The sequence below is a fragment of the Kitasatospora sp. NPDC056731 genome, assembly GCF_040687675.1.
Classification (GTDB): Bacteria; Actinomycetota; Actinomycetes; order Streptomycetales; family Streptomycetaceae; genus Kitasatospora.
Genome location: NZ_JBFBNR010000010.1, coordinates 200,179 through 218,217, shown reverse-complemented (window position 1 = coordinate 218,217; position 18,039 = coordinate 200,179). Strand labels below are relative to the sequence as shown.

Annotated in this window: 15 protein-coding genes and 1 pseudogene; 4 read left to right on the top strand and 12 right to left on the bottom strand. The window is 72.2% G+C overall.

The features are described 5' to 3' along the window. Positions 1 to 101 precede the first annotated feature (101 nt). Together AB0R04_RS13355 and AB0R04_RS13350 are read left to right on the top strand one after the other, a co-directional pair. Complete coding sequence (locus tag AB0R04_RS13355) at positions 102 to 1,313, top strand: SPFH domain-containing protein (protein ID WP_363370642.1); 1,212 nt, start codon at positions 102 to 104, stop codon at positions 1,311 to 1,313. Further along, positions 1,310 to 2,344 carry a C40 family peptidase gene (locus tag AB0R04_RS13350; RefSeq protein WP_363370640.1) on the top strand — a complete coding sequence of 345 codons (1,035 nt, stop codon included), beginning with the start codon at positions 1,310 to 1,312 and terminating at the stop codon, positions 2,342 to 2,344. The genes AB0R04_RS13355 and AB0R04_RS13350 overlap by 4 nt, the downstream gene beginning before the upstream one ends. A 530-nt stretch (positions 2,345 to 2,874) precedes the next feature. Here the strand turns inward: AB0R04_RS13350 and AB0R04_RS13345 are convergent. Then, positions 2,875 to 3,840, bottom strand: coding sequence for an aldo/keto reductase (locus AB0R04_RS13345; RefSeq protein ID WP_363370638.1), 966 nt, complete (start codon positions 3,838 to 3,840; stop codon positions 2,875 to 2,877). Between the two features lie 154 nt (positions 3,841 to 3,994). Between AB0R04_RS13345 and AB0R04_RS13340 the strand changes: the two genes are divergently transcribed. After that, positions 3,995 to 4,204, top strand: a complete 210-nt coding sequence (locus AB0R04_RS13340; RefSeq protein WP_063348621.1) for a hypothetical protein — start codon at positions 3,995 to 3,997, stop codon at positions 4,202 to 4,204. Between the two features lie 75 nt (positions 4,205 to 4,279). On the opposite strand, the gene AB0R04_RS13335 is transcribed toward AB0R04_RS13340, so the two are convergent. From AB0R04_RS13335 to AB0R04_RS13300, 8 genes and pseudogenes are all read right to left on the bottom strand, one after another. Continuing rightward, a complete protein-coding gene (locus AB0R04_RS13335; RefSeq protein WP_363370635.1) occupies positions 4,280 to 5,320 on the bottom strand; it encodes an endo alpha-1,4 polygalactosaminidase in 1,041 nt (346 codons plus the stop codon). Positions 5,321 to 5,342: 22 nt separating this feature from the next. Next, positions 5,343 to 6,038: a spherulation-specific family 4 protein gene (locus tag AB0R04_RS13330; RefSeq protein WP_063348622.1), complete on the bottom strand. Its 696-nt coding sequence runs from the start codon at positions 6,036 to 6,038 to the stop codon at positions 5,343 to 5,345. Then, on the bottom strand, positions 6,035 to 6,952 hold the full coding sequence (locus AB0R04_RS13325; RefSeq protein WP_363370633.1) for an NAD(P)-dependent oxidoreductase: 918 nt from the start codon (positions 6,950 to 6,952) through the stop codon (positions 6,035 to 6,037). The genes AB0R04_RS13330 and AB0R04_RS13325 overlap by 4 nt, the downstream gene beginning before the upstream one ends. Before the next feature lie 125 nt (positions 6,953 to 7,077). Beyond that, positions 7,078 to 7,779, bottom strand: a pseudogene (locus tag AB0R04_RS13320) (sugar phosphate nucleotidyltransferase); the annotation flags it as partial. 74 nt (positions 7,780 to 7,853) lie between these two features. Beyond that, a complete protein-coding gene (locus tag AB0R04_RS13315; RefSeq protein ID WP_063348624.1) occupies positions 7,854 to 8,846 on the bottom strand; it encodes a GDP-mannose 4,6-dehydratase in 993 nt (330 codons plus the stop codon). A 204-nt stretch (positions 8,847 to 9,050) separates the two neighbouring features. Next, positions 9,051 to 10,568 (bottom strand): hypothetical protein, encoded by a 1,518-nt coding sequence (locus tag AB0R04_RS13310; protein WP_063348625.1) that lies wholly within the window; start codon positions 10,566 to 10,568, stop codon positions 9,051 to 9,053. 141 nt (positions 10,569 to 10,709) lie between these two features. Continuing rightward, positions 10,710 to 12,224: a GT4 family glycosyltransferase PelF gene (gene pelF, locus AB0R04_RS13305; protein ID WP_079135759.1), complete on the bottom strand. Its 1,515-nt coding sequence runs from the start codon at positions 12,222 to 12,224 to the stop codon at positions 10,710 to 10,712. 114 nt (positions 12,225 to 12,338) lie between these two features. After that, positions 12,339 to 14,690: a hypothetical protein gene (locus AB0R04_RS13300; RefSeq protein WP_363370630.1), complete on the bottom strand. Its 2,352-nt coding sequence runs from the start codon at positions 14,688 to 14,690 to the stop codon at positions 12,339 to 12,341. A gap of 581 nt (positions 14,691 to 15,271) precedes the next feature. Between AB0R04_RS13300 and AB0R04_RS13295 the strand changes: the two genes are divergently transcribed. Further along, positions 15,272 to 15,454: a hypothetical protein gene (locus AB0R04_RS13295; RefSeq protein WP_363370628.1), complete on the top strand. Its 183-nt coding sequence runs from the start codon at positions 15,272 to 15,274 to the stop codon at positions 15,452 to 15,454. Positions 15,455 to 15,499: 45 nt separating this feature from the next. On the opposite strand, the gene AB0R04_RS13290 is transcribed toward AB0R04_RS13295, so the two are convergent. From AB0R04_RS13290 to AB0R04_RS13280, 3 genes are all read right to left on the bottom strand, one after another. Then, complete coding sequence (locus tag AB0R04_RS13290; protein ID WP_363370626.1) at positions 15,500 to 16,393, bottom strand: RNA polymerase sigma factor SigF; 894 nt, start codon at positions 16,391 to 16,393, stop codon at positions 15,500 to 15,502. Between the two features lie 144 nt (positions 16,394 to 16,537). Then, complete coding sequence (locus AB0R04_RS13285) at positions 16,538 to 17,320, bottom strand: RNA polymerase sigma factor SigF (RefSeq protein ID WP_244293642.1); 783 nt, start codon at positions 17,318 to 17,320, stop codon at positions 16,538 to 16,540. Positions 17,321 to 17,658: 338 nt separating this feature from the next. Next, the gene (locus AB0R04_RS13280; protein WP_063348630.1) at positions 17,659 to 17,952 is read right to left on the bottom strand and encodes a Dabb family protein; all 294 of its coding nucleotides are present in this window, start codon (positions 17,950 to 17,952) and stop codon (positions 17,659 to 17,661) included. Between the last annotated feature and the right edge of the window lie 87 nt (positions 17,953 to 18,039).

Here is an 18,039-nt window from a genome sequence, read left to right as displayed (position 1 = left end):
CGCCCGTTGCGCGACACACCGACCCCGAGGATCCGTGCATGGACGTCACCCGCGATTCTTCGCAGCGACCCGACCACCTGCCCCAGGTACTCCCACCGGCCTTGCCGGAACGTTCCGCCTCCGGCGCCAGCCCGCTGGCCAAGGCCACGGCCGTCAAGACGGCCAAGCCGCTCGGCCCGGTCGACGGCGGCCCCGCGACCACTCCGCTGGTCGTCGTCCCCGGCCCGGCCACCGGCGCCTCCGCCGACCTGCGCGATCCGCTGGAGGCGGCCGCCCCGGCGACCGTCGAGATCCCGGAAACCACCCAGGTCGGCGCCCCCACGGCGGCCACCTCCCGCCGCCCCCCGCGCGCCGACCAGGCGGTCCGCGAGCACGGCGCCACCGCCCTGCCCGGCTGGATCGCCCTGCTGGTGGTGCTGGTCGGCGTGGCAGGCGTGCTGCTGATGCTGCTGCGCGACGGCGTCATCCCGTACTGGGACGCGCTGCCCGACCTGCGCAGCGCCGCCGTGCAGGCGAGCGGCCAGGCCGAGGTGGACGCCAAGTCGGTCGCGGCGGTCAGTGCGGTCGGCCTGCTCGTGGTGTTCGCGCTCGCCGGGCTGCTGGCCAACGCGGGCGGCGAGACCCGGGTGCTGACCCGCTGGGGCCGCTACCGGGGCACCGTCCGCCGCACCGGCCTGGTCTGGGTCAACCCGCTGCTGCGCCGACGCCGGGTGGACGTGCGGCTGCGGCACTGGCGCAGCGAGCCGGTCAAGGCGGTCGACCGGACCGGCACGCCGATCGTCGTCCGGCTGCTGATCGTCTGGCGGGTCAAGGACACCGCGCGGGCGCTGCTGGCGATCGAGGACCACGAGAGCTACCTGCGCGAGCAGGTCCAGGCGGTGCTCACCCGCACCGCGTCCATCCTGCCGTGCGACAGCAACGCGGCGCCCGGGCCCGCGCTGCGGGACGGGCAGTGGTTCGCCGACGAGCTGACCAGAGCACTGGCCGCCGAGGTCTCCCCGGCGGGCCTGGAGGTCTACTCGGCGCAGCCGCTGGCGCTGGACTACGCGCCCGAGGTCGCCGAGTCGATGCGCCGCCGCCGGCTGGCCGACCTGGACGCGGGCCTGCGGACGGTGCTGGTGGACGACGCGGTCGAGGCGGCGGCGCTCGCCGTCCGGCGACTGGAGCGCGCCACCGCCCACGAACTGGACGAGGCCGCCCGCAGCGCGCTGATGGAGCAGCTGCTGGTCGCCTTCGTCGCCCCGGCCGGAGTGGCCGCCTCGGTACCGCCCCCGGCCGCACGGGCCGGGCGGAAGGAAGGACGACCCGCATGAGGATAGCCACCGGCGCGTACGCCGATCCCGGCCTCGACCTCGACGCCGATTTCGACGCCGCCCTCGACCGGGGCCTGATCGGCTTCGAGGAGAGCACCGGCAGCATCCCCGCGATCGCGGGCTGCGGCTGCCCGAACTGCGCGGCCCGGCCGCACACCGCCCGCCCCGCGACGGCGACCGGCGGCAGCCGAATACACCGCGCCGTGCGGAGTACCTGCCTGGCCACCACCGTGCTGGCGGGCGCCGGCGTGGTCGGCCTGACGGCCGGTGCCGGGTCCGCGCACGCGGCGGCCGGGAAGCAGGGCTGGGACGGGTCGAAGTACTGGTTCAAGAACGGCGCCGGCGAGTGGCGGTGGACCAGCCACTACGACGTCTACGCGAGCCGCACCGGCCAGTCCGGCGGCTCGGGCGGCTCCGGCGGTGCCAGTGGCAAGGCGGCCGCCGTGTCCAACGGTTCGGCCTCGTCCGCTTCCTCCTCCGGACTGCGCCAGGGCTGGGACGGGTCGAAGTACTGGTTCAAGAACAGCGGCGGCGAGTGGCGGTGGACCAGCCACTACGACGTCTACGCGAGCCGCACCGGCCAGTCCGGCGGCGGCGCTGATCCCGCTCCCGCTCCCGCTCCCGCCCGGCCCGCGGCCACGCCGTCGGCGGACCAGGCACCGGCCGCCGGCAGCGTGGAGTCGGCCATCGACTACGCGCTCGCTCAGCTGGGCAAGCCGTACGTCTGGGGCGGCAACGGCCCGTCCGGCTACGACTGCTCGGGGCTCGTCCAGCAGGCCTACCGGCGCAGCGGGATCAGCCTGCCGCGGGTGGCCGACGACCAGTACGCGGCCACCACGCCGATCAGCGCGGGGCAGCTGCGCCGCGGTGACCTGGTGTTCTGGTCGGACAGCGGCCGGGCCTCCGGGATCCACCACGTGGGGATCTACCTGGGCGGCGGCAAGTTCGTCGAGGCGCCCCGGCCCGGCAAGACGGTCCGGGTGTCCACCCTCAACTCGGGCTACTACCCGACCCACTTCGGGCGGCCGTAGCGCCGGGGCGCACCGGGCCCCCGACAGCACGCCGCTGTCGGGGGCCCGAAGCGCGACCGCGGCCAGCTAGGTCCTGTCCGGAGGGAACGGGTGCGCAGTTCGGGCCCGATCTGCCAATCGGCTGGTGCGCCGTGCGCGTTGGCCGTCTTTTCCGGGGCGGATTCGCCGACCGCCCGGAAAGTCTCCTGGATTTCGTCGACGGTGCCGGCGCGGGCCCTCGGATCGGCGGGGCCGACGGTCACTCTGCCGGTGTTACCGCGCGGGCCCGGATTGTTTGCGGAATCGAGGGCCGGGCGCGCGTACTTCTTCCGGTCCTCGTCGTCGAAGAGCCCGTCCCGGGCGGGATTTCCGGCGAGGCTGCCCCCGTGACGGCTTCGGCGTCGAAGTCCTGTTCCGTGCCCGGTCGTTCGTGGGCCAAGGCTGATCACTGCGGCCGGTGTTCTCAGCCGGGTGGGGTTCGCCGGGCACGGGTGCAGGCTGCGAACGGGCCCGGGTGGGGGCGGGTTCGCAGCCTGCGGGGTGGGGCGGGGTCAGGCGGAGGCGGTGTCGAGGAGGGCGGTCTGTTCGGGGGTGAGGCGGAGCGTGGTGGCTGCCAGCAGGGGCGGGAGCTGCTCGACGGTGCGGGCGCTGGCGATGGGGGCGGCGACCGTCGGCCGCCCGGCCAGCCAGGCGAGGGCGACCGTGGCGAGTGCGACGCCGTGCTCCCCGGCGACGGTGTCCAGGGCCGCCAGCACCTTCGGGCCGCGCGGGTCGTCCAGGTAGCGGGCGGCGCCCTCGGAGCGGGCGCTGTCGACGCCGGGGCCGCCGGGGCGGTACTTGCCGGTGAGGAAGCCGGAGGCGAGCGCGTAGTACGGGACGGTGGCAAGGCCGTGCTCGGCGGCCACGTCGGCCAGCGGGCCCTCGAAGGTACCGCGCGAGACCAGGTTGTAGTGCGGCTGGACGGCGACGTACTTGGCCAGGCCCTCGCGGTCGGCGAAGGCCAGCGCCTCGGACAGCCGCTCGGCGCCGATGTTGGAGGCGCCGACCGCGGCGACCTTGCCCTCGCGGACCAGCTCGTCCAGCGCGGTGACGAACTCCTCGACCGGGGTGTCGTCGTCCCGGTGGGTGTAGTACAGGTCGATCCGCTCGACGCCCAGGCGGCGCAGCGAACCCTCGGCCGCGGCCTTGATGTTGGCCGCGCCCAGACCGCCGGCCTCGGGGTGCATGCCGACCTTGGTGGCGATCACGACGTCGTCGCGGTTGCCGCGGCTGCGCAGCCAGTTGCCGAGGACGGTCTCGGACTCGCCGCCGGTGTTGCCCGGGGCCCAGGCCGAGTAGACGTCGGCGGTGTCGACGAAGTTGCCGCCGGCCGCCGCGTAGGCGTCCAGGACGGCGAAGGACTGCTGCTCGTCGGCCGTCCAGCCGAAGACGTTGCCGCCGAGGGAGAGCGGGAAGACGGACAGGTCGGAGGCGCCGAGGCGGACCCGGCCCGGGGCGTCGCTGTGGTTTCCGGTCATGGTCGGATTCAACCGGATCGCACCGGGCGGCATTCCGGGTGTCGGGCGGACTTCACGAGGATGTCGTACCACCGTCGCACGACCGGGTGGTGGGGGTCGCGCAGGAGGGGTCCGGGGTGTCCGTGAGGTGGGCGGATTCGTTAGAGTCCGTGCCATGGCTGACAACGACTACGACCCCGCCGGCAGCACCCAGATGTTCCGGGCGTTCGTCGACGAGACCCCGGCGGCCCCGCAGGCGCCGGGCACCGTCTCCACCTACGGCCGCAGCAGCAGCGGTGGTGGTGGCCGTACCGGCGTGATCGCGCTGGTCGCCGTCATCGTGCTGGCCGTGTTGGGCGGCGTCATCTGGCTGGCGGTCAAGTGATCCTCGCGCGGGTGACCCGGACGAGGGTCACCCGCGCGACGGAAACCGGTGCACCGAGGACCGGCGCGCCGGCGCTCAGCAGGGCTTGCGCCAGGCGTTCAGGTCGAGCTTCTTCTGCATCGAACTGAAGCCGAGCGACTTGGCCTTGGCACAGAACTGGTCCGTGCCGAGCTTGTACTCGACGTGGAACACCGCCTTGCCCGCCTTGACGAACGGCGCGACCCGGTCGCACTCGTCGAACTGCGAGCACTCCTCGTTGACTGCGAAGTCGAAGTCCGGCAGCAGCGCCGGGATCTGGTCGAGGTCGTTCTTCAGGCCGATGGCCAGGCCGCGTTCGTGGGCGAGCTGGGCCAGCATGCGGTTGTACTTGATCTGGTCGTCAGGGGAGAGCGGGAAACCGCTGTTCTGGTTGTAGGCCTCGATGGTGTCCGGCTCGATGGCGTCGAAGCCCTTGCTCTTGCACATGTCGAAGCGGGCCGCCATCAGCGGCTTGAGCTGGTCGAGCTTGCGAATGTCGAACCACTTCTCGCCCTTCCAGCCGGTGTCGGAGCCCTGCAAGGACTTGGCGAAGGCGGCGGAGTCGGGGCGGAAGTTCTCCCAGGAGCCGGCGTTGATGTAGCAGATCACCTTGCGGCCCTTGGCGTGCAGCGCGGCCACCACCGAGGCGTCGTTCTCGAAGCCGTCGATGTCGTAGACCGGGACGTCCACGGACTGGTCGACGGTGCCGCCGAGCTGCCACTGCCAGGCGAGGCCCGGGGTGGGCTGCCAGCGGGCGCCGGCCGGCGGCGGGGGGGTGGTGCCGCCGGGAGTTCCGCCGGGGGCGCTGGGGGTGCCCGGGGTGGTGGTGGCGCCCGGGGGAGTGGTGGCGCCGGGCGCGGTGGGAGAGCCGGGGGCGCTGGGCGTGCCGGGGGCCGGGGGCGTGCTGGCGGCGTCCGACGGGGTGCCCGGGGCGGTGCTGCCGTCCGGGGTGGTCGGGGCGGTGGCCGCGGGCGGGCTGCTCGGGGAGCCGTCGGCCGAGGAGTTGTCGTCGTCCGAGCCTGAGCTGCTGCACGAGGTCGCCAGCAGGGCGGCGGCGATGGTGATGGCGACCGGCAGGAGCCGGGTACGGCGGTTCACGGTAGTCGAACTCCGGATCAGGTCAGGTCAGTTCAGCAGCGGTCAGGCCGTAGGGCAGGGTGCGCCAGGGGTTCTCCCCGGCGCCCGGTACGGCGCAGCCGACGCCGGCCCGGCGGGCGGCGATCAGCGCGGTGGCGTCCTCGGCGTGTTCGGCGGGGACGTCGTACACCAGGTGGCAGAAGCGGGAGGCCGCGTGGCGGCCGGTCCACAGCGGGAGCGTCATCGCGCGGTACGTGTCCCAGTCGCCCTCGAAGGTGACCAGCAGGTCGGCCAGGCCGACTTCGGCGTACCCCGGGTCGGGGTGCTCGCCGTGGCCGAAGACCACGGTGCCGCAGCCGGCCGCGCGCGCGGCCGTGGCCAGCCGCCGGTAGTGCGCGAGAGCGCCCGGGTGGGTGGCCACCTGGTCGAGGTAGACGCCGGTGATGTCGTGGCGTTGACGGTAGGTCAGGATGTCGGCGACCACCGCCGCGTGCGGTCGGCGGCCGTAGTCGGTGTCGGTGTAGCCGACCAACGGCACTCCGGCCGCGCGGAGTTGGTCGGCGGCCTCGGCGAAGACGTTGTCCGGGTTCTCGCCCGGCCCGTCGGCGAGGTTGAGCACGACGGCGGCGATCCGGCCCGGGTCGGCGGCGGCGACCGCCTGCCAGGCCGCCGGGTCCACCGCGGGGTGGACGTACAGCGGCACCAGCAGGCGGCCGTCGGGGATGATCCCGCCGGTCATGCGACGACCGGGGGGCAGGCGGGCTCGGCGGTGCTGAGCCACAGGTCGCGCAGGGTGTCGGCGAGGTCCGTCTCCGGGTGCCAGCCGAGCTCCCGGGCGGCGGCCGACACGTCGGCCTGCTGCCAGGAGACCGCGGCCGAGCGCTCGGATCCCGCCCCGCTCTCGTCGATCCGGCCGGCGAAGCCGGCCGCGGCGACCAGCCCGTCCGCGATCGCCCGGACCTGCCGGGCCTGCCCGGAGGCGAGGTTGAGCACCCGGGGGAGCGGACGGTCCGCGGCGGCGGCCAGGCCGACCGCGCGGGCGATGTCCCGGGCGTCGACGAAGTCGCGGTAGGCGGAGAGGTCGCCGACCGTGATCACGCCGTCGGCGCCCTCGGGCGCCACCCGGAGCAGCTCGGCGGCCAGCCGGCCGGGCAGCGAGCCCGCCGGTGCCCCCGGGCCGACCGGGTTGAACACCCGCAGGACCACGGCGTCCAGCGCCGAGCCGGCCACCGCGAGGGAGCCGGCCAGCTTGGTCGCGCCGTACACGCCGACCGGGCGGGCGTCGGAGTCCTCGGACAGCGAGCTGCCCGCCGGACAGACGCCGTACTCGCCGGCCGAACCGATGTGCACCAGCCGGGTCTTCGGGGCGCCGAGCTGCAGCGCCTCGCAGAGCACGGCCGGGCCGCGCGCGTTCACCTCGGCGAGCTTGACCGCGCTGCCAGCCACCGCGCCGGCGAAGTTGACCACCACGTCGGGTGCCAGCGCGGCCAGTTCCTCGCCGAGCGGGCCGGCCTGGGCGGTGGCCAGGTCCAGCCGGAGGTCGTGGGCGGGCCGCCGGCCCGCGGTCAGCACGGTGGCACCGGGCAGTGACCGCAGGACGGCGGTGGCGTGACGGCCGAGGAAGCCGTCGCCGCCGAGGAGCAGGATTCTCACGCGGCCCGTCCGTCACTCTGGGCGCCCGCGGTGGCGGGAGCCTCGGCCGTGTCGTCCGGGGCGGTGCGGGCGGCCGGGATCGGCAGCTCCGCCACGCCCTGGCCGGCGTCGGCCGACTCGAAGGGCATCAGCACCGGTCGGATGGACGAGAACTCGGCGTTCGCCCGGTCGTAGTCGTCCGGGCGGCCGATGTCCAGCCAGTAGCCGCCGAAGTCGTACGCGGCGGGCGGGGTCTTGGCGGCGAGCAGGTCCAGCACCAGCTCGTCGAAGCCCAGTGGCAGGCCGGGGGTGTACTTGGCGAGTGCCGAACGGGACACGCCGTACACGCCCATCGAGACGCGGTAGTCGATGCTCGGCTTCTCCTGGAAGCCGGTGATGCTGCCGGACTCGGCGGTCAGCACGCCGAAGTCGATCTTCACCTGCCGGGCGTAGGTGGCGATGGTGAGCGGCGCCCCGGACGCCTCGTGGTGCGTGAGCACCCCGGCGAAGTCCAGGTCGGTGAGGATGTCGCCGTTCATCACCAGGAAGTGCTCCGGCAGGCGGTCCTGCATGGTGAGCAGCGGGCCCATGGTGCCGAGCGGGCTGTCCTCGACGGCGTAGCCGACCCGCAGCCCCCACTGGGAGCCGTTGCCGACGTACGCGCGGATGATGTGGCCGAGGTGGCCGATGGCCAGGGTGACGGTCTTGAAGCCCGCGGCGGCGAGCTGGCGCATCACGATCTCCAGGATCGCGTGCTGGTCGCCGATCGGGACGAGCGGCTTGGGAAGGGCGGTGGTGTACGGGCGGAGGCGAACGCCCTTACCGCCGGCCAGGATCACTGCATGCATGGTGTTTCCCCCACGGAAAGGATGTGCAGGACACGAACCTTGGTTACCAGGACGGGCATTGATCGGTACGGCGGTCAGACGTTGTAGATGTCGGTCTTGTAGCGGGCCAGGTTGGCCGGGTCGCGGAAGAACTCGATGGTCTGCTCCAGGCCCTGCTCCAGGGTGAACTGGGGGGCCCAGCCGGTGGCCTCGCGCAGCCGGGTGGCGTCCGCGACCAGGCGCATGACCTCGGAGTTGGCCGGGCGGATGCGCTGCTCGTCCTCCTTCACCAGGAGGTCGACGCCCATCAGCTTGCCGACCAGGGAGACCAGGTCGCCGACCGAGATCTCGCCACCGGTGCCGGCGTTGAAGGTCCTGCCGACCACGGTCTCGGCGGGAGCGGTGCCGACTGTGCGGAACGCGTGCGCGGTGTCCTTGACGAACATGAAGTCGCGGGTCGGGCGCAGGTCGCCGAGGGTGATCTCGGTCTCGCCGGCGGCGACCTGGGCGATCACGGTCGGGATGACGGCGCGCATCGACTGGCGCGGGCCGAAGGTGTTGAACGGGCGCAGGGTGACGACCGGGGTCTCGAAGCTGGCGTGGTAGCTGTCGGCCAGCCGGTCCCCGCCGGCCTTGGAGGCGGCGTACGGGGACTGGGTGTTGATCGGGTGGTCCTCGGTGATCGGCACGGTCTGCGCGGTGCCGTACGTCTCGCTGGTGGAGGTGTGCACCAGGCGCGGGATCTCCTGGTGGCGCACCGCCTCCAGCACGTTCAGGGTGCCGGTGACGTTGGTGTCGACGTACGAGTGCGGGGCCAGGTAGGAGTACGGGATCGCTATCAGGGCGGCCAGGTGGTAGACCGCCTCGGTGCCCTTGACCAGGCCGTTGACCGAGCCCGGGTCCCGGACGTCGCCGAGGACGATCTCGACCGAGTCCAGCACCTCCTTGGACAGGGTCTCCAGCCAGCCGAAGGACGAGAAGGAGTTGTACTGGACCATCGCCCGGACCTGGTGCCCGTCGGCGACCAGGGACTCGACGAGGTGGGAGCCGATGAAGCCCTCGGCTCCGGTGACCGCGACGCTGCTCATGCGTGATTCGCTCTCTCGATTTTGGGAACGGCCGGACTCCCGGTGGCGACCGGCCGGTGGTGGTTCAGCTGTGCCGTGAAGCGTGTTGAGGTGAAGCGCGTTCGGGTGAAGCGCGTTCGGGTGAAGCGCGTTGTGGAGCGTGTTCGGTGAAGCGGGTCCAGCGGTGCACGCGAATTGGGCGTGCGTGATTTCGGTGTTCGGTGTTCAGCGGTGCTGGGTGGTGCGGCCGAGCGCAGGCCCGGCGATGGCGGTGAGGAGCAAGGCGGCCGCCCCGCAGCCGATCAGCTGCAGGACGATCGGATCCGCACCGGTCAGCAGCCCGGCGCTCTCGGCACCCGCGGCGGCCAGACAGATGAGGGCGGTGCTCCAGCTGAACCCGAAGGCGTTCAGCAGCAGCGCCAGCCAGAGCGAGCCGCCGAGGAGCAGCATCGCGCCGAGCTGCGGCACACCGAGCGCGGGGGCGCCGGGCCACAGCACGGTCGTGGCGGCGTCCAGCGCGGCCACGGTGGTGAGGTAGATGAACAGGCAGCCGAGCAGGATCCCGCCGGTGCGGCGGGTGAACTGCCCGCTGGTGTGACTGGTGCGCAGCGCGGCCACGGCCATCGCCCGGTAGCGGAAGAGCAGCCACTCGGCGAGGCCGAGACTGAGCGTCAGCGCGATCATGGCCGGTCCGGTCGGGGTGGCCTTCGCGCCGTGCGCGGCACCCGTCTGCACCGCCTGGTGGATGGTCTCGCCGAGACCGGCGATCAGCGTGAGGGTGCCGCAGGCCAGGCCGAACAGCAGGTGCGGGACCTCCTGGCGGATCGGCAGTTTCAGCTCGACGGACTCCTTCTCGCCGCCCCGGATGCAGAACAGCAGCTCCCGGGCGGCCAGGCCGACCGCCAGCACCAGCGAGACGAGCAGCACGACCGTCCGCACGACCTGCGGGACGTCCGCGGCCAGCACCACGCCCGCGCCCACCGAGGCCGGAACCAGCGCCAGCAGCAGGAACTTCTCCCGCCCCAGCACCAGCAGGACGGTGGCCGCGCCCAGGTACAGCGACTGCCCGGCGGCGAAGAAGAGCGCGCCCAGCGGCCCGCCGACCACGTACGCCGCGGCGGACGCGACCAGTGCGCCCAGCGGCGCCCCGAGGGCCAGACAGATCGCGGCCTCGCGGCGCCGCAGCCGGCCGAGCCAGCGGTACGAGCGGTGTGCCAGCGCCTGGTTGAAGCCCCAGCTGACCAGCGTCGCGACGGACAGCGCGAGCATGCCGGAGGGCAGGCCGAACCGCATCCGGGTGGCCGCGAACAGGTTGGCGCCGAGCAGGTAGCCGAGCCCGGGCAGGGCGAACACCAGGCCGCGCACGACGCAGCGCCAGGGGTCGGCCCGCCACGGGTTGGCGAACTCGGAGCTCGGGCCGGGGTAGCGGCGCTCGACCTTCTCGAACAGCTCCTCGGCGAGGGTGAACGAGTCGGGGCGGCCGTACAGCAGGGCGGCCTGCTCGTCGGAGAGGCCGTCGGACTCCAGGAACGCGGCGATCTCGTACGGGTGGACGGCATCGGCGCAGATGTCGTGCAGCCGCTCGGCGAGCTCGTCCAGCGGGTCCGCGGAGAGGTCGAGCTGCTCCTCGGGCTCGGGCTGGGCCGACGGGGTGGGGCGGCGGCGCTTGAGCGGCAGGGTGCGCAGCTGCATCGTCCGCTCGGAGCCGCCCTCGTCCTCCACGAGCCGCAGGGGGCCACTCATGCTCCCACCTCGCTGCGCTCGGCGGCCGCTTCGCGGTACACGCACCTGTCGATGGTTCTCTCGCTCCGCTCGTTCACGCTTCCACCTCGCCGCGCTCGGCGGCCGCTTCGCGGTACGCGCACCTGTCGTTCGTCCGCTCGTTCACGCGCCCACCTCGCTGTGCTGGGGCTGGGCGGCGGCGAGCTGCTGGTCCCAGTCGGTGGTGGGGGTCTGGTCGGTGACGGCCACCACGCCGTCCGGCATCCAGCGGGCGGTGCCGAGGAGTTCGGTGTAGATGCCCCGGAAGCCGTCGATGTTCTGGCGGAGCGTGAACTGTTCGATGACCCGCAGCCGGGCCTGTTCGCCCAGGCGGGCGCGCCGTTCGGCGTCGCGCAGCAGCTCGATCGAGGCGGCCGCCATGGGTTCGGGTTCGCGGGGCGGGACGACGAGTCCGGTGTCGCCGACGGCTTCGCGGACGCCGCCGACGTCGGTCGAGACGGTCGCGCGGCCGCAGGACATCGCCTCGATCAGGGTGAACGGGAAGCCCTCGCTGATGCTGGAGAGCATGACCACGTTGCCCGCCGCGTACGCGTCGGTGATGTCGGCGACGCGGCCCTCGAAGGCCACCGAGTCGGCGATGCCGAGTTCGGCGGCCAGGGCTATGCAGCCGTCCCGGTAGGCCTCGCCGCCCTTGGGGGTTCCGCCGAAGAGCCGCAGCCGCGCCTCGGGGATCTCACGGTGGACGATGGCGAAGGCCCGGATCAGCGTCTCCAGGTCCTTGATCGGGTCGACCCGGCCGGCCCAGCTGAGGGTCGGCGTCTCGGGTTCGGGCCCGGCGGGCGGGAAGGCCGCTGGGTCCACGCCGTTGTAGACGGTGCGGATGTGGGCGGACGGCGTGCCGCCGCGCTCCTCCCAGCGCCGGTTGTACCGGTTGCCGGGGGTGACCAGAGCGGCCTGCCGGTAGCTCTCCTCGGCGAGCATCCGGTAGAAGCCGAGCAGCAGCGCCTTGACCGGCCAGCGGTACGGGCCGGTGCGGTAGCCGAGGTAGCGCTCGCGCAGGTAGATGCCGTGCTCGGTGAGCAGAAACGGTACGCCGTACTGCTGGGCGGCGATCAGCCCGGGCAGGGTGGCCAGCCCGCCGCTGGCGGCGTGCGCGACGCCGCCGGTGGGCGGTTCGACCGAGAGCGGCCGCAGGGCGTGCTCCAGCAGGTCGGTGGCGTTCAGGGCGTCGTGCATGGTGGGCCGGGAGACGGCCGTGGGCAGGTAGTCCCGGGTCCAGACGTGCTGGAGGGTGCGCAGGGCGCGCTCGCTGCGCAGCGCCGGGCTGAGCAGCCCGCGCCGGGCGAGGTCGGCGAAGCCGTACAGCTCGGTGCCGAAGTGGGTGGTGTAGACCGGATCGAGGATGGAGTGGAGGAAGCGCTCGTACGCGTTGAGGAAGCGCCGCATCTCCTTGCCGCGGGGCGGTCCGGCCTCGGAGGCCGGGCCCCACAGCGGTGCGGTCGTGACCGACCGCACGTTGGCGGGCAGCTCCCAGGCCAGCGGCTCCTGGCCGGTACCAGTGACGGCGATGACGTCGAAGTCGACGTCCGGCATGCCTTGAACGAGCTGGTCGCACCAGACACTCACACCGCCGTGCTGGTGCGGATACGTCCCCTCGGTGAGCAGGGTGACGCGCATCTCCTGTCCCCCCTCCTGTTCCTTGCTTCGGTGTCCGGTCTGGGTGGCCGGAACGGGACCCGAGGCAGGGCCGGACCGGGCGACCGGCCCGGCCCTGCCATCGGGTGCTGCGGGCTACCGGTTGCCGGAGCGTCCGGTGGTACTGGTGCCGAGCGAGGCCGCCCCCCCGGTGGCCTTACCGCTCTTGGCGGCGGCGGCGGTGCCGCCGTTGCCGTTGGTGGCGACGTCCTTGCCGGGCACCGGGGTTCCGCTACCGGGGACCAGGGTCGGGGCGCTGGTACGACCGGTGTCGCTCGGGCCCACCGGGACGGGAGTGGCGACGCCCTGCGGGACGACCTTCTTGTCCGCCGGGGCCGGGGCCGGGACGGACTTGGCCGCGACGCCGGGGGCGACGGCGGCCGGGGCGGCCGGGGTGCCGGCCGAGGGGAGCTGCAGGGAGACACTGCTCTGCAGGGTGCCCGGGGACACCCAACCGGAGAGCGTACCGGCGTAGGACGAACCGAAGGCGGTCGATCCGATGACCAGCTTCTGAGAAGTTCCGGTCGGCATGGTGGCCTGGACCTGAACACCGGCCGGAGCGTTGACCGTGACGGTGTTGCCGACCCGGTAGCCGGTGACCTGGCCGGCCGAGACGGCCGAGTTCCAGGCGGCGCGGCGCTGAAACTCCTGGCCGATCTCGCGCTCGCCGAGGTTCACGATCGGGGTGTTGTCGGCGTGCAGCGACCGGTAGGTGCCGAGGATCTTCTCCAGCACCGGGTAGAGGACCCGGTCCTCGGACAGGTTCGACTGGTGGATGAAGTGCGGCCGCGGGTCGTTGCTCAGCACGTGTCCGAGGTCGATCCGGGCCTCCAGCGGCACGATGTACGACTGGAAGCCGGTGTTCACGTCCAGCGGCTGCGTCAGGCAGGTGGAGTTGGCGTTGTTCTCACAGACGCCGCTGCCGCCGTTGGCCTTGCTGGTGTAGATCCAGTTGTACTCGTCGGCCTCCTCCTTCGCCGTGCCGGCGTTGTAGAAGACGTTCATCGGGTAGCGCGGCACGGTCAGCGTGGACGAGCTGACGGCCCGCTGGGCGGGCTCGCGGGAGGCGTCGCTGCCGGTGAACTTGATGCCGTTGGCGGCCAGCGCCGGCGCCAGGTTCGGGTTGTCGCTGGTCTCCTGCGGGGCGGTCAGCAGACCGGAGTGCTCGCCGGTGACCAGGGCCTGCGGGTCGACCTTCAGGCCGTTCTTGGCGGCCCAGTCGAAGTTGTCCTTGATCTGGCCCGAGATGGTGTTCTGGTCGGTCCAGACGGTCTTGCCCGCGGAGTCCTTGGTGCAGCGCCACGGCACCACGGTGACGTCCTGGACGCAGCCCAGGTACGGGTGGCTGTAGGTGTGGTTGACCCAGCGGTAGCTGTTCTGGTCGGCGATCATCTGGTTGGCCGTGGGGTCCACCGTGGTCTGGTGGTCCGCCTTCCAGTCCTCGCTGCCGCCACCGTTGAACACCATGTCCAGGGTGAAGTTGTTGGCGGTCTGCCACTGCTTGAGGTGCTGGGCGTCGTCCGGCGTCATCCGGATCGGGTTGGCCGTGTCCGGGGTGCCGGGCGGGCAGGTGACGTCGCCGGGGGTGCACTTGAGCACGGTGTCCCAGCGGTCGTCGGCCAGGAAGACGTCGTCCACGTGGGCCGCGAAGTAGTTGCGGTCGTAGCCGAGGTGGACGCCCTGGGTGATCCAGTCGACCATGCCGCGGGCCAGCAGGCGGTACTGCTGCTGGTACTGGTTGTAGACGAACGTGACGACCAGTTCCTTGCGGCCGTCGTGGGTGTACTCGCCGACCAGCGAACCGCGCGAGGTGGTGCTCGGGATCGCGGCGTCGACCAGCGGGACGAACGAGGCGCCGGCCGGCAGGTTGGCCAGTGGCGTGGCCAGGTAGCCGTAACTCTCGCTGACGGTCGGATCGTTGTCCTCGAACGGCACGCTGCCCTTGAGGTACCCGAACGGGCCCGAAGTGCCGGCCGTGGTGGTGGCGCCCTGGAATCCGTCCAGCGTGCCGTAGTAACCGGGATTCACCGCGTAGTTCAGCCCCACCGCAGGACTGGCGAACGTGTACGCGTCGATCTGCCGGATTCCGAATGCAGCTTCGTAGCCCGCGATGGCCGTCATCTCGGCCGCACTGTTGGGGAAGGGGTTTTCGTTGGGAAGGACGATGCCCTGGTACTTCCCGCGGGGCTGGCCGTTCACCGTGTCGCTGAGGAAAGCGGAGTTGATGATGGGACGGTTGGTGTCGTTGAGGTTGACGACCTTGTACGGGGTGCCCTGGTTCTTGAGTTCGGCGGTGATCGCCGCGACCGACGGGCCTCCGTCGTCGATGACCAGGATGGTGAGGTCGATCCTGGGCGGCGTGTCGCCGTGGGCCAGGGTGGTCTGCAGGCCGCTGGCCAGCAGAACTGCCGCCGCGCACGCGGCAACTCTTCGGGTCGCTCGACCCATGGTGATCCTCCCCTTGGGTAGGCGCCTCGCTGCTCAGCGCTCGCCTGCCCTGTAGCTGTTCGCGGGCAGCAGGCTGCCCGGCGCCCATCCTGGTCGAGGGGGGCCTCTGCGAGGGACCAATTGGGCGAGAGTGCAGCGAACCTGTTACCAACGTTCATGGCGAAGCCATGAAGGCGCCGATTGTGACCGGAACCGGACCGGCCATGCAAATAATGAATTGAGAATGAAAAAGCGGAAGCTGAGAGCTACACCTGGTTACCGCCCGTGCGGCTTGGGCGGACCACCGGACACCTACACTGTCGTCGTCGCGCATGACACTCTTGCACATCTTGCCGACGCCTTGGGCAGGTTCATGCAATATCGGGCACCGCTGTGCCATGTGACAGTCCGAATATGCAATGGAGGTGCTCGCGCGGCCGATCGGCGGACCGAGTCCGGTGCAATCGGGGCCGGGCGGAAAGCGGCGCCGGAGCCGGTCGAACGGCGCTGGTCGGGCGCAGTCCCGGGCTGCCGCGGTAAGGCCAACGCCCGTGATCTCGGCGGCTATTGGACGGCCGGGCGGGCGGGCGCCGCGGGGCGCTGTGGCCCTGTGCGGTGATGGCCTGAACCATGTCGTTGCCGACGACTTCGGCCCCCGCGCGTACGCCGTCGGCGCCGACCGCGGACCCGTCCTCGCCGACTACCCGCGCGCCGTCGAACGCGCCGTCGAACGCGCCGCCGCAGTGGTCGGCCGGGCGATGGACGACGCCGCCCCGGCAGGCTGACGCGCAGCCTGCCAGGACGGCGACGGGCGGCCTCCCGGGGCAGGATCAGCCCTCGCTGATCAGGCCCTCGCGAAGCTGGGTCAGCGTCCTGGTGAGCAGCCGGGAGACGTGCATCTGGGAGATGCCGATCTCGTCGCCGATCTGCGACTGGGTGAGGTTGCCGAAGAACCGCAGCATGATGATCCGGCGCTCGCGCGGCGGCAGCTTGGCCAGCAGCGGCTTCAGCGACTCCCGGTACTCGACGCCTTCCAACGCGAGGTCCTCGTAGCCGAGCCGCTCGGCCAGCGGTCCGTCGCCGTCCTCCTCGCTGGGGCTGGAGTCGAGCGAGCTGGCGGTGTACGCGTTGCCCACCGCGAGGCCCTCGACCACGTCCTCCTCGCTGACCCCCAGGCAGGTGGCCAGTTCGGCGACGGTGGGGGAGCGGTCCAGCCGCTGGGACAGGTCGTCACCGGCCTTGGTGAGCGCCAGCCGCAGCTCCTGGAGCCGCCGGGGCACCCGGACCGACCAGCTGGTGTCCCGGAAGAAGCGTTTGATCTCGCCCACCACGGTGGGCATCGCGAAGGTGGGGAACTCCACCCCGCGCTCGGGGTCGAACCGGTCGATCGCCTTGATCAGGCCGATGGTGCCGACCTGGACGATGTCCTCCATCGGCTCGTTGCGGCTGCGGAAGCGCGCCGAGGCGTACCGGACCAGCGGCAGGTTGAGCTCGATCAGGGTGTCGCGGACGTACGTGTGCTCCGCGCTGCCCGGTTCCAGGGCGGCCAGCCGCAGGAACAGCGAGCGCGACAGCGTCCGGGTGTCCAGCCCGGAGCCGGGCGGCGTCTCGGGCCCGGGCGGCGCGGCGGCCGGGACCCGCTGGAGCGGGATCCGGTCCTCGGCGACAGCCGTACCGTTGGCCTGACCAGCGTGGATCTCCGCAGTGCCCAGCTCTCCGGACATGCGCCCACCCCCTTGTGACTGACAGTTGAACGGGGGCCGTCGCACGGAGGTTCCCGGCGGGGGCCCTCCCCCTCCATACCGGAACACGGTGCACGGCAAACCCGAACGTCGCAAGATGTCACGCGAGGGTAACGCGCTGCAATCTCAGTCTTCCCAGGAGTTGCCGGTCCGAAGCCTCGTCAGGATGCGGGAGAGCAGCCGCGAGACGTGCATCTGGGACATCCCCAGCTCGGTGCTGATCTGCGACTGGGTCAGGTTGGCGAAGAACCGCAGCATCACGATCCGCCGCTCCCGCTCGGGCAACTGGACCAGCAGGTGGCGGACCATGTCCCGGTGTTCGACCTCGGCCAGCGCGGAGTCCTCGTAGCCGAGCCGGTCCAGCAGGGCGAGCCCGCCCTCGTGCTCCTGCGCCGCCTCCAGCGAGGCCGCGTTGTAGGCCCGCCCGGCGTCCAGGCAGGCCCGGACGTCCTCCTCGGGGATCCGCAGGCTGGCGGCGATCTCCGGCACCTTGGGGGCCCGGCCGTGCAGCACCGTCAGCTCCTCCATCGCGCCGCTGACCTGGACCCACAGCTCCTGGAGCCGGCGCGGGACGTGCATGGTGCGGACGTTGTCCCGGAAGTAGCGCTTGATCTCGCCGAGGATGGTGGGCAGTGCGTAGGTGGGGAACTGGACGCCGCGGGTGGGGTCGAACCGGTCGATCGCGTTGATCAGGCCGATGGTGCCGACCTGGACGACGTCCTCCATCGGCTCGCTGCGGCTGCGGAAGCGGGTGGCCGCGTAGCGGACCAGGGGGATGTTCACCTCGATCAGGGCGGCCCGGACCCGCTCCCGCTCGGGGGTGCCCGGGGGCAGCTCCGCGAGCCGTTCGAACAGCACCCGGGTCAGCGTCCGGACGTCCACCGCGGGGCGGCCGCCGGGGCCGCGCAGACCGTCCGGGCGGAGCTCGCCGGCCGGGCTGATGATCGACGCCAGTACCTCGTCGGACACGTCACCCCTCCCTCAGTCGATAACGAAGGGCCCTGCGGATCGGGTGTCGCGGCTGCTTCACCACCTCGCCATGTCCGGCAAAACCGGTCATAGCATCACAAGGCGGGCGCAGGTCGGGCAAGTACCCGGCGGAGGTGTGTTGGTGCGGCATCGGGGCTTCACCGGGCTTCCCGCCCAGGCGCCGCACGGATCGTTCCGGGGCGGAGCAAGGCGCCCCGTCCGGTGGCCGGACGGGGCGCGGCGGGCCGTCCGAGGGACGGACCCGGGTGCCTCGGGTGTCAGACCTCGATGTCGGCGATCACCCAGGTGGCGAATTCGCGCCACTGACCGGCCGCGGCCTGATGGGCCGGGTGGGTCAGGTACGCGTGCAGGGCGTCGCGGTCCTCGACCAGGCTGTTGATCGCGTAGTCGTGGGCGATGTCCCGCTCGGTGGTGTTCCAGCCGCACTCCCACTCGCGCAGCTCGGGGATCAGCGAACCCAGCTCGGCGAACGCCTTGGCGCCGGCGAGCGCGCGCTCGTCGTCCTTGCGGACGCCTTCGTTGAGCTTGAACAGGACCAGATGCCGGATCACGATTGCCGCTCCTCGCGGACGGGGACAGAGGGTCCCGCACACCGTAGCCGGTGCGCCGGGGCGGGACGACGGGCCCTACGCGAGCGG

Coding starts and splice junctions, on each gene's coding strand:
- AB0R04_RS13350 (WP_363370640.1), top strand. CDS start 1,310: ATGAGGATAGCCACCGGCGCGTACGCCGATCCCGGCCTCGACCTCGAC.
- AB0R04_RS13345 (WP_363370638.1), bottom strand. CDS start 3,840: ATGACCGGAAACCACAGCGACGCCCCGGGCCGGGTCCGCCTCGGCGCC.
- AB0R04_RS13340 (WP_063348621.1), top strand. CDS start 3,995: ATGGCTGACAACGACTACGACCCCGCCGGCAGCACCCAGATGTTCCGG.
- AB0R04_RS13330 (WP_063348622.1), bottom strand. CDS start 6,038: ATGACCGGCGGGATCATCCCCGACGGCCGCCTGCTGGTGCCGCTGTAC.
- AB0R04_RS13315 (WP_063348624.1), bottom strand. CDS start 8,846: ATGAGCAGCGTCGCGGTCACCGGAGCCGAGGGCTTCATCGGCTCCCAC.
- AB0R04_RS13310 (WP_063348625.1), bottom strand. CDS start 10,568: ATGAGTGGCCCCCTGCGGCTCGTGGAGGACGAGGGCGGCTCCGAGCGG.
- pelF (WP_079135759.1), bottom strand. CDS start 12,224: ATGCGCGTCACCCTGCTCACCGAGGGGACGTATCCGCACCAGCACGGC.
- AB0R04_RS13300 (WP_363370630.1), bottom strand. CDS start 14,690: ATGGGTCGAGCGACCCGAAGAGTTGCCGCGTGCGCGGCGGCAGTTCTG.
- AB0R04_RS13290 (WP_363370626.1), bottom strand. CDS start 16,393: ATGTCCGGAGAGCTGGGCACTGCGGAGATCCACGCTGGTCAGGCCAAC.